The organism is Bacillota bacterium, assembly GCA_023511455.1.
GTDB lineage: Bacteria > Armatimonadota > HRBIN16 > HRBIN16 > HRBIN16 > HRBIN16.
This window is the reverse complement of the sequence record JAIMBJ010000003.1, coordinates 12,109-27,315: the sequence shown is the minus strand read 5'-3', so window position 1 is coordinate 27,315 and position 15,207 is coordinate 12,109. Positions and strand designations below refer to the sequence as shown.

Genomic DNA, 15,207 nt, shown 5'->3' with positions numbered 1-15,207 from the left:
AGAAAAGGTGGCAAAGAAGCCACTTCAACATAGACGTTTCTCCGACCGCAGAAAGCCGGGATTTTTGTCAGTTCTGCGGCTTTCCCCTTCGCCCCCAAGGATAGCACATCACACTACAGACGGAGGAAGCGAAAAAGATGCATTTCACCAAACCGTCTCCGCCTTCGGATGACAAACGATGGCGGATTGTGGAAGCCACCATGCGTCGGCATGGGTACAGTCCCAATGCGTTGATTGAAACCCTGCACTCTGTCCAGCAGACCTTCGGGTATCTGGAGACAGAGGCGTTGGAATATGTGTCCAAAGCGCTTCGGGTACCTTTGAGCAAGGTATACGGAGTGGCTACCTTCTACCACTTCTTCACCCTGAAGCCACAGGGCGAGCACACCTGCGTGGTATGTATGGGAACCGCCTGCTACATCAAAGGTGCCCCTCAGGTGGTGGCTGCCATTTCGGAGAAATACCAGATTCAGCCGGGCGAGACCACAGCAGACGGCAAGCTGTCGTTGCTCACAGCGCGTTGTATCGGCGCATGTGGTCTGGCGCCTGCGGTGGTCTTCGACGGCGAAGTGGCAGGTAAGGTAACACCCGACGAGGCACTACAACGGATAGGGAGGTGGACAGACCAATGACCCCAGAGGAACTGCGTAAGCTGGCAGAGTCTCAGGAAGGGGCTCGCCCTGAACCCCGGCACCGCATCAAGATATGCGTCGCGGCAGGGTGTCTGTCCGCAGGCAGCGACCGCGTTCGGGAGGCTCTGCAAAACGAAATCGCCCAGCGCGGACTGGAGGGCGAGTGCGAGGTCAAAGGGGTTGGCTGTCTCGGATTATGTACGGCGGGCCCACTGATGCTCGTCGAACCCGACGGCGTGATGTATCAGAATGTCACCGAGACAGACGCTGCCGACATTGTGCAAAGCCTGGGGAAGAAGCCGGTGGAGCGGCTGGTATGCCCCTCCGATATGTCCTTCTTCACCAAGCAGTACAAGATTGTGCTGGAAAACAGCGGGGTCATCGACCCCGAGAAGATAGAGGACTACATCGCCCGCGACGGTTACACTGCGCTGGCGCGTGTGCTGGAAGACATGTCCCCTCAGGACGTGATTGACGAGATTACCCGTAGCGGACTGCGCGGACGCGGCGGCGCAGGCTACCCAACGGGCTTGAAGTGGAGCACCGTTGCCAAAGCGGGAGGCAGTCGCAAGTTTGTTATCTGCAACGCCGACGAAGGCGACCCCGGCGCGTTCATGGACCGCAGCGTGCTGGAGAGTGACCCACACCGTGTGCTGGAAGGCATGGCGATCGCCGCCTACGCGGTGGGCGCCAGTCAGGGCTTCCTGTATGTGCGTGCCGAGTACCCCCTGGCGGTCAAACGGCTGCGCACCGCTATCCGGCAGGCAGAACGCCTCGGTCTGTTGGGCAACAACATCTGCGGAACCACCTTCAGCTTCCATGTGGACATTCGCCTGGGCGCCGGTGCTTTTGTGTGTGGCGAGGAAACGGCTCTCATCGCCTCCATCGAGGGCAAACGCGGACAGCCCCGTCCACGCCCACCCTACCCGGCGGAGTACGGATTGTGGGGTTATCCCACCCTGATTAACAACGTGGAAACCTTCGCCAACGTCGCGCCCATTATCCGGAATGGGGGCGACTGGTTCGCCAGCATCGGCACGGAAAAGAGTAAGGGTACCAAGGTATTCGCGCTGGCAGGACGTGTGAAGAACACCGGCTTGATCGAGGTACCGATGGGCATCACCCTGCGCGAGATTATCTTCGACATCGGCGGCGGCATCCCCGACGGACATCAGTTTAAGGCGGTGCAGACCGGGGGTCCCTCGGGCGGGTGCATCCCCGAACAGTATCTCGACATGCCCGTAGACTACGAGTCGCTGGCAAAGGTCGGTTCCATCATGGGTTCAGGAGGTATGATCGTGATGGACGAAACCTCCTGCATGGTGGACGTGGCGAAGTTCTTCATGGACTTCTGCGTCACCGAGTCTTGCGGCAAGTGCGTGCCCTGCCGCGTTGGTACCGCGCAGATGTACCACCTGCTGGATAAGATCACCTCCGGTCAGGCAACGATGGACGACCTTGCCCTGCTGGAGGAGCTGTGCGACATGGTGAAGTACACCAGCCTGTGCGGGCTGGGACAAACCGCACCTAACCCTGTGCTGAGCACGCTCCAGTACTTCCGCGATGAGTACATCGCCCACATCGTGGACAAGCAGTGCCCCGCCGGGGTATGCCAGATGCGTCATTAGGAGGAGCATAGATGAATCAGCCAGTTCGCGTCAAAACGCTGAAGATAGATGACCGCGATGTGAGCGGTCGTGAAGACGAGACCATCCTCGAGGTCGCCCGGCAAAACGGCATCTTCATCCCGACGCTGTGCAACCTGGAAGGGCTGACCCCAATCGGCGCGTGCCGATTGTGCCTGGTGGAGATAAAGGGTGTGTCGCGTCTGCTACCTGCGTGCGTGACGCGGGTCGAAGAGGGGATGGAGGTGTACACGCAGTCCGAGCGACTGCAGAAGTACCGCCGCATGGTGCTGGAGTTGCTCTTCTCCGAGCGCAATCACATCTGCTCGGTGTGCGTGGTGAACGGACACTGCGAGCTACAGAGCATGGCGCAGATACTGGGCATGACGCATGTCAGCGTGCCCTACCGTTTCCCGCGCCTGCCGGTAGACGCCAGCCACGAGCGATTCGTGGTGGACCACAACCGGTGCATCCTGTGCACGCGATGCGTGCGCGTGTGCGACGAGATCGAGGGCGCACACACCTGGGATGTGATGGGGCGTGGTATAGACAGCCGCGTTATCACCGACCTGAACCAGCCGTGGGGCGAGTCCGAAACCTGCACCAGCTGCGGCAAGTGCGTGAACGTCTGCCCCACCGGTGCGCTGTTTGAGAAGGGCAAGCCAGTCTACGAGCGGCTGAAGAAGCGGCAGTTTCTGCCCTACCTCACCATGATGCGGGAGGAACGGCGATGAGCAAGAAACGCATAGCAACCGTATGGCTGGACGGCTGCTCCGGTTGCCACATGTCCTTTCTGGACATGGACGAGCGGCTGGTGGAGGTGTTCCAGCAGGCGGATTTAGTATACAGCCCCCTGGTAGACCTGAAGGAGTTTCCTGAAGAGGTGGATATCACCCTGGTCGAAGGGGCAGTGAGCAGTGAGGAAGACCTGCACAAGATCCGAATGGTGCGCGAGCGCACGAAGATACTGGTGGCTTTTGGCGACTGCGCGGTGACCGGTAACGTGCCCTCCATGCGCAACCCGTTCGGCACAAACGCGGTATTACAGCGGGCGTACCTCGAAAACGTCACGTTACACCCGCAGGTGCCGCGTGAGGTCATTCCCGCGCTCATCGAGAAGGCGCGTCCGGTACACGAAGTGGTGAAGGTAGATGTGTTCATTCCCGGATGCCCGCCTTCGGCAGAGACCATCTTCCTCGCGCTCAGCGACCTTCTGGCAGACCGGATGCCGGATATGGCGAAGCTGACGCGCTTTGGAGCGTAGGAGGTAGCAAAATGGCTCAAACGTTGACCATAGACCCGATCACGCGCATCGAGGGACATGCCAAAATCACCATCCAGCTGGATGAACAGGGCATCGTGCGCGATGCGCGTATCCATATCACCCAGTTTCGCGGCTTCGAGAAGCTGTGCGAGGGACGGCGATTCAGCGAAATGCCCGCGCTGACCGCGCGCATCTGCGGTATCTGCCCCGTCAGCCACCTCATCGCCTCCGGCAAGGCGTGCGATGCCCTGCTGGCGGTGCGCATCCCTGAAACCGCAGAGAAGCTGCGGCGCATTTTCAATCTCGCTCAGCTGGTACAGTCGCACGCGCTCAGCTTCTTCCACCTCTCCTCACCCGATTTCCTCCTAGGCATGGACGCCGACCCTGCCGTGCGCAACATTGTGGGCGTGATTCAGGCAAACCCGCAGATGGCGCGCGATGGCATCCGTCTGCGCCAGATTGGCCAGCAGATGATCGAGTGGCTGGCGGGTAAGCGCATCCACCCCTCCTGGATCGTACCGGGTGGGGTAGCCCAGCCGCTCAGCGCGGAGAAGCGCGAGCAGATGCTGGCAAGCATCCCCGAAGGTATCGATATCACCCAGCGCGCTATCGCCTGGTTCAAAAAGACCATGAACCAGTTCAGCGAAGAGATACAGACCTTCGCCAACTTCCCCTCGCTGTTCCTGGGACTGGTGACCGAAACAGGCGCACTGGAACACTACGACGGCGTGCTTCGCGTGGTCGATTCCGCCGGTAACGTCATCGCCGATAAGATCGACCCCAACGATTATGAGCATTATATCGGCGAGGCGGTCGAACCGTGGACCTACCTGAAGTTCCCCTACTACAAGCCGATTGGCTATCCCGAGGGAGTGTACCGGGTGGGTCCGCTGGCGAGGTTGAACCTGATAGACCGGTGCGGTACGCCACGTGCCGATGAGGCATGGGCGGAGTTCCGAGCACTGGAGCGAGGGGCGGTGCTCAGCTCGTTCTACTACCACTATGCCCGCCTGATTGAAATACTGTACGGGCTGGAGCGTATCCAGCAGCTACTGCATGAGCCGGATATCCTCGATACGCGCGTGCAGGCGATGGCGGGGCCCAACCGCAGCGAGGGCATCGGTGTGGCGGAAGCACCCCGCGGTACACTCATCCACCACTATCGCATCGATAAAGATGGGTTGATTACCTGGGCGAATCTGATTATCGCCACCGGACACAACAACCTCGCGATGAATCGAGGTATCTTGCAGGCGGCGAAACACTTTGTGAAGGGCGACCGCATTCAGGAGGGAATGCTCAACCGGGTGGAAGCGGTCATCCGCTGCTTTGACCCCTGCCTGAGCTGCTCCACACACGCTGTGGGGCAGATGCCGCTGCACATCCAGCTGCTCTCACCCACCGGCGAGGTTCTGGATGAGGTGAGGCGGTAATCGGATAGGTCTACCACCTGGAGGGCGAACCTGCCGGTGAGCCGGAAAAATGCCAAAAGGCTCGGCAGGAGCCTCGCCCTCCACGCGAACAGGTGTCCAGAGGCAAACATGTCCTGCCCCATTCTGGTCATCGGTTACGGCAATACCCTCCGGCAAGATGACGGCTTCGGCTGGTGGGTTGCAGAGCGTCTGATCGAGGAACCTGTGGAAGGTGTACAGGTCATCGCCTGCCACCAGCTGACTCCCGACCTTGCCGAGCCGCTCAGTCAATGCCGCGTAGCCGTTTTCGTCGACGCGAGAGAGGGTGAACCCGTGGGTGAGCTGGATTGGGAAACCGTCGCCGCTACACCCTCCGCCAACGCCTCTTTCACTCATTCCGCAGGTCCCGCCGAGCTGTGCCTCATTGCGCAGGCAGTGTACGGTTCGGCTCCGGCGCAGGCATACCTGCTCACCGTGAAAAGTGTGCATTTCGAACACCAGGAGAGGCTGTCGCCCGAAGTGGAAAAGGCTGTAGAACGGGCGACGGCTATGATCAGACGTTTTGTGCTTCGCACCGCTGGCGGTGCGAGCCAGCCCTCATTACCTCTGGAAGGTGACCGGCTGCTCGATTACCACAACGCCTGAGTGTAGTGGGATAGGGTGCGTATCGCCGCCTCGAACACTTTGCCCGCCGTCACAAAATACAGGGTCATATCGCGGCTGGTGGAGGCATCCGCCTTTTTCAGGTCATCGATAGCCCTTTGTTGGAGGGAACCCCGTCCTCTCGCTGAATCTCACGGGCACACCCATTCCGTCGCTCTAACCGGTATATTTTCGGCAACTGTGAGTGTCGTCAGCAGGAGGAAACAGGGTATCGAGGCTTTCAAGCAGGGTTTCCGACGGCTGGCGCGTAATGATTGAGACACAGCGTAACCGCGCCCATCCTAGGAGGTTTGGATGACCGTTGCTGATGCATTTCGTCCTGTGGCTAAACCGTATGCTCTGATATACGACATCGGTTGCATTCTTGCGGGCACATTGTTCATCGCATGGAGTGCGCGTGTCGCGATACCTTTACCGTTCAGCCCCGTCCCTATCACCGGGCAGACGCTGGCGGTGCTACTGATGGCTGTACTGTTAGGCAGTCGTCGCGCCAGCATGTGTGCGGTGACTTATCTTGCCGAAGGCGCAGTCGGATACCCGGTGTTTGCTAAAGGAGCAGCAGGAGTGTCGCACCTGCTGGGGCCCACTGGAGGCTATCTGTTTGGCTTTGTGGCAGCAGCGTATGCGGTCGGACTGTTGGCAGAGCGCGGCTGGGATCGCCAGTATGGCACGGCGCTTGCGGCGATGCTGATGGGCAACGTTATCATTTACCTGTTTGGCTTGCCCTGGCTGGCAGTGTTTGTCGGAGTAGAGCGGACTCTGGCGTTGGGGTTGTTGCCCTTTATCCCTGGCGACGTTGCCAAGCTGCTGGTTGCGACCGCGCTGCTGCCATGGGGACGGAAACTGCTGGCACAGAGCAGGCAATCTAGTGCAGATGGCGATTGTGCCCGCGCGCCAGAGCCATGAACGCGACCATCGCCGCCACCTGCGTCAGAACCGAAAAGGTTACCAGCGCGAGCACCGAGCGGTCATACAGCCAGCCCATCAATGCACTGCCGATAAACCATGCCAGCCCGTAGCCCGTGTGAAAGACACCGAAACCGGTGCCGCGACGTTCGGAGGGAACCAGCTGCGCCACCGCCGCCCGCATCACCGATTCCTGCGCGCTCATGCCGATACCCCACAGAATCGCCCCGGAGACGGCTCCGAAGAATCCGCCCAGAAACGCCAGAGGTGCAAATCCGGCGGAAATCACCGTCGCGAGAATCAGCGTGTAAAAACCGATGCGGTCAAAAAGCCGTCCCAGCACCAGCGCACCGATGGCATCCACACCCATCGCCAGCGCATAAAACAGCGCGATATGGCTGGATGCCACCACACCTGTCTTGCCGAAGTGATATGCCATCAGGGGGAAGTCCGCATAGCCTGCCGCCACCAGTCCGACCGCGCCCAGATACAGCCAGTAGGTCTGGCTGAAGCCGCGCGTTTGCAGGGGAACCGCTTTGGACTCCAGCTCCTGCGGACGGGGAAACTGCAGCCTGGCTACAGTGAGCGCCATCAACGCCAGTAACGCGGGTACCAGTAACACGGCAAACCCCAGCCGGTAATCGTTGCGATAGGAAAGCACAGCAAAGACAATCAGTGGTCCCAGCACCGCACCTATCTGGTCCATCGCCTCATGCAGACCGAACCCCCAGCCATGCCCCATCTGCCGGGTGGCGTGGGAGAGCATGGCGTCGCGTGCCGGAGTGCGGATGGCTTTGCCGAGCCGTTCCACCACAATCAGCGTGGATGCCAGCAACCAGTGTCCAGCCAGCGCGAGTAAGGGCACTGCCAGAAGGTTCACTGTGTAGCCCGTGAAGGTCAGCAGCCAGTAGCGGCGGGTGCGGTCACTGAGGTAGCCCGAGACCAGGCGCAAGGCGTAGCCTGCCAGCTCCCCCAGCCCGGAGACGAAGCCCACCACTGCGCCACTCGCGCCCAGTGTACCCAGGAAGGGTCCGGTGATGCTGCGTGCGCCCTCGTAGGTCATGTCTGCGCAGAGGCTCACCAGCCCCAGCAGGACGACGAAAAACACCGGGCGCGACAGCTTTTTCACGAAGCATACGCCTCCTCTGCCAGCGTTGGAAACAGCTTCTCGTGCAGGCAGTTCGGCTCCTGCCCCATTTCACCACCAGCACATGACAGGGCACGTGCGCGACAATCGAAGATGCCGTGCTACCGAACACCCGCTCGTGCAATGTGGAATGCCCCTGATGTCCGCTAGCCACGCGCTCGGTTTGGTAAAAACCAAGCCCAACAGCACCATCGCAGCTAGGTTGGATAGAAAGCAGGCGATCAGCATCCGTCTACCCAGAGGTATGTGGTTCATGCCGGTATCCACCAACACGGTGTATACGATGGCAATGGAGGTAGGCGCCAGTGCCACACCCGCAAGGAGCGAGGCACTCCATGCCCACCTTAGGATCCACCGAACCACCGCCACTTCAGCGACCAGCGCAGCCAAGAAAGAGAGCATTCCCAACGCAAATGCCCCCCTCCACTCGCTGCATAGCACGCGCCAATCGGTTTCCGCGCCTGCCAGAAAGGTGAGCAACACACCGCCCAGCCCTGCCAGAAAGTTAATCCACTCGTTGGTCTGAATATGTAGCAAGTTGCCTCCCAGCACGCCGAACAGGATTTCCGCCAGCGCAACGCTCAGCGCCAGACGGATGGAAACCACCGATGCGGCTAGCGCCAGAGCTACCCAGATAAACGCCGTCCACCAAACGTTCATTCTTCTCTACAATCCTCCTTATCGTTTCGGCAGAAAGTGCATCTGTGCGATGTCCTGCACATGTTTCAGCTCGCGCTCGACGGTGCGCTGTAACCGACGTAGCGCCTCCCGTTCCTCCTCACTCAAATTGCCGTACCGCTTCTCAAACCGTTCGGGGTCCAGCTCGGGCAGGAGCGAGTCGTGCAGGCTACCCAGCAGTAACCGCAGCCAGTAGTAAGTGGTCTCTATCGGTTCCGGCTGGTCGTGCTGCTTGGTCAGGTCGGGAACCAGGCGGCTGAGCGCATCGTGGTAGCTGTCCACCAATCTTTCGAGGGCTTCCTGCAGCATCCGCCACTGTGAAGGGGGCAGAGGAGTGAGCCGTTGCCCGCCGCCAGAGGGTGAGATACCCATCCAGCCCGCCTGCGTGATACGGCTGACAGTGTCTTCCAGTTGCACCAGCAGGGCAAAGAGATGTCTGCGGTGACTATCGTTCATGGTGCACCTCCTCGGCAAAAACGCCGTAGAGTTTGTGAATCGCCCGCCTCCAGCTGCCCACCTCATCGCCCCACGGCTCATGCTGGTAGCGGTAGTCGTGCTTGCGGATGACCTCCTGCAGCTGCGCCCGCATGGTCTGCCATCGCTGCCTCTCGTTGGCGATAAGCCACGCCTGTACTTCCGGCGTCGCGCTCTGCAACACACTCCGCAGGTGAGGCAGGCAAAGCCCTTTGCTTTCCTCATAGTGTGCCCGCCATTCTACCTGACGAAGCAGCTGTGTCAGCAGATTTGCCGCCTGCGCCACATCGTGCGCCTGTGCGTCACATAGAAGGCAATCCCGCGCGCTGCGCGCCCGTTCGGAGGGGGCAGTGAGCGATGCGTGCGCCAGCACGTCTTCGGCGATGATCGACAGGGACAGCACATCTGCCCGTGAGAGCACCAGCGCGGCGTGGTAGGTGCACAAACCCTTACCTTCGCGCAGAGATTGCCGCCATAGCGGGTCGTTGACATGCTCCCTGAAGAGCGCGTCTACCCGGCGCAACAGGTGCCGATGCGCCAGCCAGCACAGGGCGCATTCACCTTCCCGCAATGCCTCTTCCAGTGCCACCTCCGGCAGATGCATCATTCACCCTCATAAACGCAAAAATGGCTCACTGTTCACACGAACAGGAGCCATTAGCCAAATCGGCGGTTCGCCCTTTCACTCAAAGGGCGGGCGGACCTCCATCGCCCTCTACGTTGTGCGCTTCTATTATACCACAATAAGCCGTGGGACTGCTGCAGAAGTCAGAATTTGCGGTAGAATGTAAACACCAGTTATTTGGCATAGCTAAAAATATCCACTTCACAGGGGATGCGGTATAATGGAAATCGCAGATGCAATGTGGCTCTTGCCTACAACACAAAGGGGTGGAAACATGGAAGGCTCACGAACAGACTTTGTGGTGCGCCTGGCGGGAGAGTCGGGCGAAGGGGTGCTGAGCCTCGGTGAGATGCTAACGACGGCGTTAGCGCGATTGGGCTATGAAGTATACACCTTCCGCACCTATCCTGCCGAGATTAAAGGGGGCACCGTGCTGTATCAGGTGCGTGTTGCAGACCACGTGCTTCTCTCCTACGGCAGTCGTGTGGATGTATTTGTGGCACTGAACGAGGAGGGTTATCGTGACAACATCGCCTCGCTGCGCGCGGGGGGCACGCTGATTTACGACAGCGACAATGTGCCCACCCATGACCTGCCCAACCACCGCGTGATCCCCGTTCCCATTGGCACGATAGCCAAAGAGACAGGCTCGATACTCACCAAGAACATGGTGGCACTGGGGGTGATTCTACGCTATCTTGGCGCGCCGGTGGAAGCGGGCGAAAAGATTGCCGAGCAGACCTTCAAGCGGAAAGGCGAAGAGGTCGTGCAGAGAAACTATCAGGCGCTGCACGCGGGATACCACTACGTTTCCGAGCATATAGACCGGTGGACTCCCCTGCTCGCGGGCATAGACAGGGGCAACCCCGATCGCCTCATCATCAACGGCAACGAGGCGATAGCGCTGGGAGCCATCCATGCGGGGGTCGGCGTGTACGCGGGTTATCCCATTACCCCTGCGACGGACATCATGGAGGTGCTGGCGCCGGTTTTGCCTCGCTTTGGTGGAGTGGTTATCCAGGCGGAAGACGAAATCTCGTCGCTGGGGATTGTTCTGGGTGCGTCCTTCGCGGGCAAGCGCGCCATGACCGCGACATCCGGACCCGGCTTTTCGCTGATGGTCGAGCAGATTAACCTCGCGGCGCAGGCGGAAATCCCGGCGGTGATTGTGGACGTACAACGGGGAGGCGCAAGCACGGGTCTACCCACGAAGACCTCTCAGGGTGACCTGAATATCGCCCTGTATGGCGTGCACAACGAGTCGCCGCGCGTGGTGATGGCGCCGACCAGCGTGGAAGACTGTTTCTATCTGATTCAGCACGCCTTCAATATCGCCGAGCGCTACCAGCTGCCGGTCATCGTGCTGTCCGACCAGTCGCTGGCGCACCGTCGCTGTACCATCCCGAAGCCTGATCTGGCGCGCGTGCCGCGCTGGGAGCGCATCATGCCGGATGTCAGCACCAATGGCCATTACGCCCGCTATGCCATCACAGAAACCGGCGTCTCGCCCATGGCGATACCCGGCGTGCCACACAAAGCCTATATGTCGACAGGTATCGAGCATAACGAGTGGAGCGACCCCACCTACACGCCCGAAAACCTGCAGGCGATGAAATCCAAGCGATTCCGCAAGCTACAACACCTCGGCGAGCAATATGCGGAACAGTTTGTGCGCGTGTGGGGCGAGCCCGAGGGGGCGGACGTGGGCATCATCGGCTGGGGTTCCACCGAGGGAGTCATCCGCGAAGCCATTCAGCTGGCGCAACAGGAAGGCGTGAAGGCGGCAGCCCTGTACCCGAAGATGCTGATGCCCCTGCCGGTGAAGTGCATGGAGGAGTTCGCCAGCAAGGTCAAAAGGGTGCTGGTGCCGGAAAAGAACTTTACCGGTCAATTCGCCGCCTATCTGCGTTCGCAAACGAATATCGAACCGTTTTCCTACGCGAAGGATACGGGTTTGCCCTTTGACCCGGAAGAAATCAAAGAAGAAATCATCCGCGTTGCCCGGATGTGAGAGAGGAGACAGAGAATGGCAGAGACACAGACCTTATCCATACAAACCCAGCCCGTCCAGCGCCAGCCGAAGGACTACAGAAGCCATCTGGAGCCTATCTGGTGCCCCGGCTGTGGCGACTATGGCGTGCTGAACGCCCTGCTGAAAGCCATGAGCCAGCTGAATCTGGATCCCGACAGGACGGTGCTGGTCTCAGGTATCGGATGCTCCAGCCGAACGCCCAGCTTCGTGGCGACATACGGCTTTCACGGAGTACACGGGCGTATCCTGCCGGTAGCAACAGGCATCAAGCTGGCAAACCCCGAACTAACGGTCATCGGAGTGGGCGGGGACGGCGATGCCTACGCGATTGGCATGGAGCATTTCCCCCACGCCGCCCGACGCAACATCGACATCACCTACATCGTGATGAACAACCAGATTTACGGTTTGACGAAAGGACAGACCTCACCCACCAGCTCGCACGGCTTTGTGACCAAGACCACCCCCTTTGGCAACGTAGAGGGCATGTTGAACCCGCTACAAATCGCCATCGTGTCGGGAGCCACCTTCGTGGCGCGCGGTTACTCCGGCATGCCCAATCATCTGGCGCGCCTCATTTCGGAAGCCATCCGGCATCGCGGTTTCGCGCTGGTGGACGTGTTCAGCCCATGCGTGACCTTCAACAAGGTGCAGACCTACGACCACTATAAAGGTAAAGTATACGAAATCCCCGAAACGCACGACCCGACGGACAAGTACGCCGCGCTGCGGCTGGCGGAGGAAGAGAATCCGTTCCCCGTCGGCATCCTGTATCGGGTGGAGCGCCCCACACTGGATGAAGAACTCGCCCACATCCAGCAGCAGGCATATACCGAGAACGCCAGCGTGGAGCAGCTGTTTAAGCGGTACATGTAGGGCAGTGGGAGCACAGAGCAGGGGAGATGCTACAGCGCATCCTCCCCTGCCCTACCGACGAATTGAGGGGATGGGAGGCATCACTACTCCTCTCCCGTCTCACCGAAGTTTTTGACCAGCACGCCGAAGTCGAACAGCGTCACCTTGTCCGCCCCCGTCGGCGCAGCGAATATCCACGACACCGACGAGACCACCGCCACCTCCCCGCGCAGCCAGTGGTTCGCTTTCGCCTGAACTGTATACGCCCCCGCGGGCAAGGTCAATTCCACTTCCACCACATCCGTCGGGGCAGTGGTCTCCACCACTTTGACGTATACCGGCGCAGCGGGGTTACTCTCCGTGCCCACTCGCCTGGTGCGAAGCTCCACCCGCAGCACCCGCGTGGCGTGTCTGCACATTTATAAGATGGTAAATCTTGCGAGGTTGTATCAAGGAGGAAATGGGGTGGTTTTGTGAAGCATATTTTACATTCAAATTAGCCAGCAGACGGAGATGAAGCACCTTACGGATAACCCCTTGCCCCGTGCCATCGTCTAAAATGCGCAAAACCGTGCAAAGGAGGACGGAAACATGCGCACTCCCGCGCTGGTGATGGTGTTGCTGCTGGGGTTTGCGGTCCCCCTGCTGGCGCAGGGCATCCTGATACCCGTCGCCGACGGTTCTCCCCGTGATACGCGCGTTCCGTTGCCCTTCCGGGTGAAACAGCATCTGGTCAACGTCTCCATCCGCGACGGCGTGGCAGAAACGACCATCGAACAGACCTTCGTGAACCTCACCGAGGTCGCGCAGGAGGCGGAATACTGGTTCCCTGTGCCGGAAGGGGCGGCGGTCACCCGCTTCACGCTGACGGTCGGCGATAGGGCGGTAGAAGCGCGCCTGCTGCCCAAAGAGGAGGCGCGACGCATCTACGAGAACATCGTCCGCCGCCGAAGAGACCCCGCCCTGCTGGAGTTCGCCGAGCGCAACGTGCTGCGGGCGCGGGTGTTCCCCATTCCCCCAAAGGGCGAGCGGCGCATCCAGTTGCGCTACACGGAAACCCTGCGGCGCGAGGGCGAGGTCAACCGCTACCTGCTTCCCCTGCGAGCCACCCGCGCGGCTACCCGCCCGACGGACCCGGTGGGCTACGTGCGGGTGCGAGTGGAGATTGCCACCGTCGCACCGCTGACCAACGTCTACTGCCCCTCGCATTCGGAAGCGGTGGTCAAGCGTGAGGGAGCGAACCGCGCCACCATCGAGTGGAGCGCAGAAACCATTATCCCCGAGCGCGACCTGCAGGTATACTACACCACCTCCACCGAGCAGTACGACCTGCGCGTGCTGACCTACCGCACCACGGGCGACGGCTACTTCCTCCTGCTGCTTGCCCCTAACGGAGGCCAGCAACCGCCCCGAATGCCCCGGCACCTGGTGTTCGTCTTCGACCGCACGGGTAGCATGGGGGGCGACAAAATCAAGCAGGCGAAAGAGGCGCTGGCGTATTGTGTGCGCAACCTGCAGCCCGAAGACCGATTTAACGTCATCCTCTTCAACGAGCAGCCGCAAAAGCTGTTCGACGGGCTGGTACCCGTCACCCGCGAGAACGTCGAGAAGGCGGTGCGCGAAGTCGAGGCACTGACCGCACAGGGAGGCACCAACATCGCCGACGCCCTGCGCGAAGCGTTGCGTCTGTTCCCCAACGAGCAGAGGAATGTGCTGCAGGCAGTGGTGTTCCTGACCGACGGCTTGCCCACCGTGGGCGAGACCGACCCTCAGCGCATCCTGAGCGCCGTTGACGAGATGAACCAGAGCCGTCGCGTGCGCGTTTTCGCCTTCGGCGTGGGCTATGATGTCAACGTGAATCTGCTGGACACGCTGTGCCAGCGCAACCGGGGGATTGCCAGCTACGTCCGCCCCGAAGAGAACATTGAAGCGCGCGTCTCCGCCTTCTACAACGCCATCAGCGTGCCGGTGCTGGCAGACCTAAAGCTGTTCTGCGAAGGTGTCGATGCGTATGACCTTTACCCGCGCGACCTGCCAGACCTTTTTGCCGGTGACCAGGTAGTCGTCGCCGGTCGCTACAGGGGCAGTGGGCGTGGCGCCGTGGTGCTGGAGGCGATGTCTCGCCAGCGACAGGAGCGCATCCGGCACGTGGTGGACTTCCCCGACCGCGCCGAGAGCATGGACTTCATCCCGCGCTTGTGGGCAATGCGCAAAATCGGCTATCTGATGGACGAGGTGCGCCTGCGTCGCAATCAGGAGGTCATCGACGAGATTGTGCGCCTTGCCAGAGAGTACGGCATCGTCACCGAATATACTTCCTTCCTGATCGACGAGGACATGATTCTGGCACGGGGCGACGACCGACGAGTGTCCTTGCGAGCGAGGGAATTCGTCACGATGCTGCTGATCTCTGGTCTGACCCTGGGCAAGGGAGCAGTAGATGCCAGCGTGCGAGCTCAGGCACTGCAACGGCAGGGTACTGGAGGTGCAGCGGCTCCGCCCGCCATGGCTGGACTGCCGGGAATACCAGCGCAGAGTCACGAAAGCCTCGGACTGTTGGTTGCACCCGACGGCACAGCCCAGCGCGCCCAGCAGGTGGTGCGCAACATCGGCGGGCGTACCTTCTACCAGCAGGGCAGGCAGTGGATGGACAGCCGCTATCAGAGCGGACAGCAGGTGATTAAGGTGCAGGCGTTCAGCGACGCGCACTTCGCCCTGTTGCGCAGACGTCCTGAGCTGCGGCAGTACCTGTCGCTGGGCGAGGAGGTGCTGGTGCAGCTGGAGCGCGTAGCGGTGCAAATCGCACCGGATGGCAAGACCGACCTGACGGAAGACGAGTGGCGGTTGATCGAGGCGAGGGCGTAGTGGAGATGCTGGTGTCCGGCGTATCGCCC

At 60.5% G+C, this 15,207-nt stretch carries 15 protein-coding genes; 10 read left to right on the top strand and 5 right to left on the bottom strand.

Annotated elements, in window-relative coordinates; translation table 11 throughout:
- The first annotated feature begins 137 nt into the window (after positions 1-137).
- From hoxE to K6U75_02610, 7 genes are all read left to right on the top strand, one after another.
- On the top strand, positions 138-632 hold the full coding sequence (hoxE, locus tag K6U75_02640; GenBank protein ID MCL6473943.1) for a bidirectional hydrogenase complex protein HoxE: 495 nt from the start codon (positions 138-140) through the stop codon (positions 630-632).
- On the top strand, positions 629-2,260 hold the full coding sequence (gene nuoF / locus K6U75_02635) for an NADH-quinone oxidoreductase subunit NuoF (protein MCL6473942.1): 1,632 nt from the start codon (positions 629-631) through the stop codon (positions 2,258-2,260). The genes hoxE and nuoF overlap by 4 nt, the downstream gene beginning before the upstream one ends.
- Before the next feature lie 11 nt (positions 2,261-2,271).
- Positions 2,272-2,991 (top strand): bidirectional hydrogenase complex protein HoxU, encoded by a 720-nt coding sequence (hoxU, locus tag K6U75_02630; protein ID MCL6473941.1) that lies wholly within the window; start codon positions 2,272-2,274, stop codon positions 2,989-2,991.
- Positions 2,988-3,521 carry an NADP oxidoreductase gene (locus K6U75_02625; GenBank protein MCL6473940.1) on the top strand — a complete coding sequence of 178 codons (534 nt, stop codon included), beginning with the start codon at positions 2,988-2,990 and terminating at the stop codon, positions 3,519-3,521. The genes hoxU and K6U75_02625 overlap by 4 nt, the downstream gene beginning before the upstream one ends.
- A gap of 11 nt (positions 3,522-3,532) precedes the next feature.
- A complete protein-coding gene (locus K6U75_02620) occupies positions 3,533-4,954 on the top strand; it encodes a Ni/Fe hydrogenase subunit alpha (GenBank protein MCL6473939.1) in 1,422 nt (473 codons plus the stop codon).
- A gap of 108 nt (positions 4,955-5,062) precedes the next feature.
- Positions 5,063-5,578, top strand: a complete 516-nt coding sequence (locus tag K6U75_02615) for a hydrogenase maturation protease (protein MCL6473938.1) — start codon at positions 5,063-5,065, stop codon at positions 5,576-5,578.
- A gap of 312 nt (positions 5,579-5,890) precedes the next feature.
- Positions 5,891-6,502, top strand: coding sequence for a biotin transporter BioY (locus K6U75_02610; protein ID MCL6473937.1), 612 nt, complete (start codon positions 5,891-5,893; stop codon positions 6,500-6,502).
- On the opposite strand, the gene K6U75_02605 is transcribed toward K6U75_02610, so the two are convergent.
- The 4 genes from K6U75_02605 to K6U75_02590 all read right to left on the bottom strand — a co-directional run bounded on the left by K6U75_02605 (position 6,462) and on the right by K6U75_02590 (position 9,408).
- On the bottom strand, positions 6,462-7,565 hold the full coding sequence (locus tag K6U75_02605) for an MFS transporter (protein MCL6473936.1): 1,104 nt from the start codon (positions 7,563-7,565) through the stop codon (positions 6,462-6,464). The two genes, K6U75_02610 and K6U75_02605, sit on opposite strands and share 41 nt — an antisense overlap.
- A 135-nt stretch (positions 7,566-7,700) precedes the next feature.
- On the bottom strand, positions 7,701-8,309 hold the full coding sequence (locus K6U75_02600; GenBank protein MCL6473935.1) for a cation:proton antiporter: 609 nt from the start codon (positions 8,307-8,309) through the stop codon (positions 7,701-7,703).
- 18 nt (positions 8,310-8,327) lie between these two features.
- Positions 8,328-8,783 (bottom strand): hypothetical protein, encoded by a 456-nt coding sequence (locus K6U75_02595; protein ID MCL6473934.1) that lies wholly within the window; start codon positions 8,781-8,783, stop codon positions 8,328-8,330.
- Positions 8,773-9,408, bottom strand: a complete 636-nt coding sequence (locus K6U75_02590) for a DUF6062 family protein (protein MCL6473933.1) — start codon at positions 9,406-9,408, stop codon at positions 8,773-8,775. The genes K6U75_02595 and K6U75_02590 overlap by 11 nt, the downstream gene beginning before the upstream one ends.
- Positions 9,409-9,700: 292 nt before the next feature.
- On the opposite strand from K6U75_02590, the gene K6U75_02585 reads away from it, so the two are divergent.
- Together K6U75_02585 and K6U75_02580 are read left to right on the top strand one after the other, a co-directional pair.
- Entirely contained in the window at positions 9,701-11,437 is a 1,737-nt protein-coding gene (locus tag K6U75_02585; GenBank protein ID MCL6473932.1) for a 2-oxoacid:acceptor oxidoreductase subunit alpha, read from the top strand.
- Between the two features lie 15 nt (positions 11,438-11,452).
- Positions 11,453-12,334, top strand: a complete 882-nt coding sequence (locus K6U75_02580) for a 2-oxoacid:ferredoxin oxidoreductase subunit beta (protein MCL6473931.1) — start codon at positions 11,453-11,455, stop codon at positions 12,332-12,334.
- Positions 12,335-12,417: 83 nt separating this feature from the next.
- Here the strand turns inward: K6U75_02580 and K6U75_02575 are convergent, their stop codons facing one another.
- Positions 12,418-12,732, bottom strand: a complete 315-nt coding sequence (locus K6U75_02575) for a hypothetical protein (protein ID MCL6473930.1) — start codon at positions 12,730-12,732, stop codon at positions 12,418-12,420.
- Positions 12,733-12,904: 172 nt separating this feature from the next.
- Here K6U75_02575 and K6U75_02570 point away from each other — a divergent pair, with 172 nt between their 5' ends.
- Positions 12,905-15,178: a VWA domain-containing protein gene (locus K6U75_02570; GenBank protein ID MCL6473929.1), complete on the top strand. Its 2,274-nt coding sequence runs from the start codon at positions 12,905-12,907 to the stop codon at positions 15,176-15,178.
- Positions 15,179-15,207 lie beyond the last annotated feature (29 nt).

Coding starts and splice junctions, on each gene's coding strand:
- hoxE (MCL6473943.1), top strand. CDS start 138: ATGCATTTCACCAAACCGTCTCCGCCTTCGGATGACAAACGATGGCGG.
- nuoF (MCL6473942.1), top strand. CDS start 629: ATGACCCCAGAGGAACTGCGTAAGCTGGCAGAGTCTCAGGAAGGGGCT.
- hoxU (MCL6473941.1), top strand. CDS start 2,272: ATGAATCAGCCAGTTCGCGTCAAAACGCTGAAGATAGATGACCGCGAT.
- K6U75_02625 (MCL6473940.1), top strand. CDS start 2,988: ATGAGCAAGAAACGCATAGCAACCGTATGGCTGGACGGCTGCTCCGGT.
- K6U75_02620 (MCL6473939.1), top strand. CDS start 3,533: ATGGCTCAAACGTTGACCATAGACCCGATCACGCGCATCGAGGGACAT.
- K6U75_02615 (MCL6473938.1), top strand. CDS start 5,063: ATGTCCTGCCCCATTCTGGTCATCGGTTACGGCAATACCCTCCGGCAA.
- K6U75_02610 (MCL6473937.1), top strand. CDS start 5,891: ATGACCGTTGCTGATGCATTTCGTCCTGTGGCTAAACCGTATGCTCTG.
- K6U75_02605 (MCL6473936.1), bottom strand. CDS start 7,565: ATGACCTACGAGGGCGCACGCAGCATCACCGGACCCTTCCTGGGTACA.
- K6U75_02600 (MCL6473935.1), bottom strand. CDS start 8,309: ATGAACGTTTGGTGGACGGCGTTTATCTGGGTAGCTCTGGCGCTAGCC.
- K6U75_02595 (MCL6473934.1), bottom strand. CDS start 8,783: ATGAACGATAGTCACCGCAGACATCTCTTTGCCCTGCTGGTGCAACTG.
- K6U75_02590 (MCL6473933.1), bottom strand. CDS start 9,408: ATGATGCATCTGCCGGAGGTGGCACTGGAAGAGGCATTGCGGGAAGGT.
- K6U75_02585 (MCL6473932.1), top strand. CDS start 9,701: ATGGAAGGCTCACGAACAGACTTTGTGGTGCGCCTGGCGGGAGAGTCG.
- K6U75_02580 (MCL6473931.1), top strand. CDS start 11,453: ATGGCAGAGACACAGACCTTATCCATACAAACCCAGCCCGTCCAGCGC.
- K6U75_02575 (MCL6473930.1), bottom strand. CDS start 12,732: ATGTGCAGACACGCCACGCGGGTGCTGCGGGTGGAGCTTCGCACCAGG.
- K6U75_02570 (MCL6473929.1), top strand. CDS start 12,905: ATGCGCACTCCCGCGCTGGTGATGGTGTTGCTGCTGGGGTTTGCGGTC.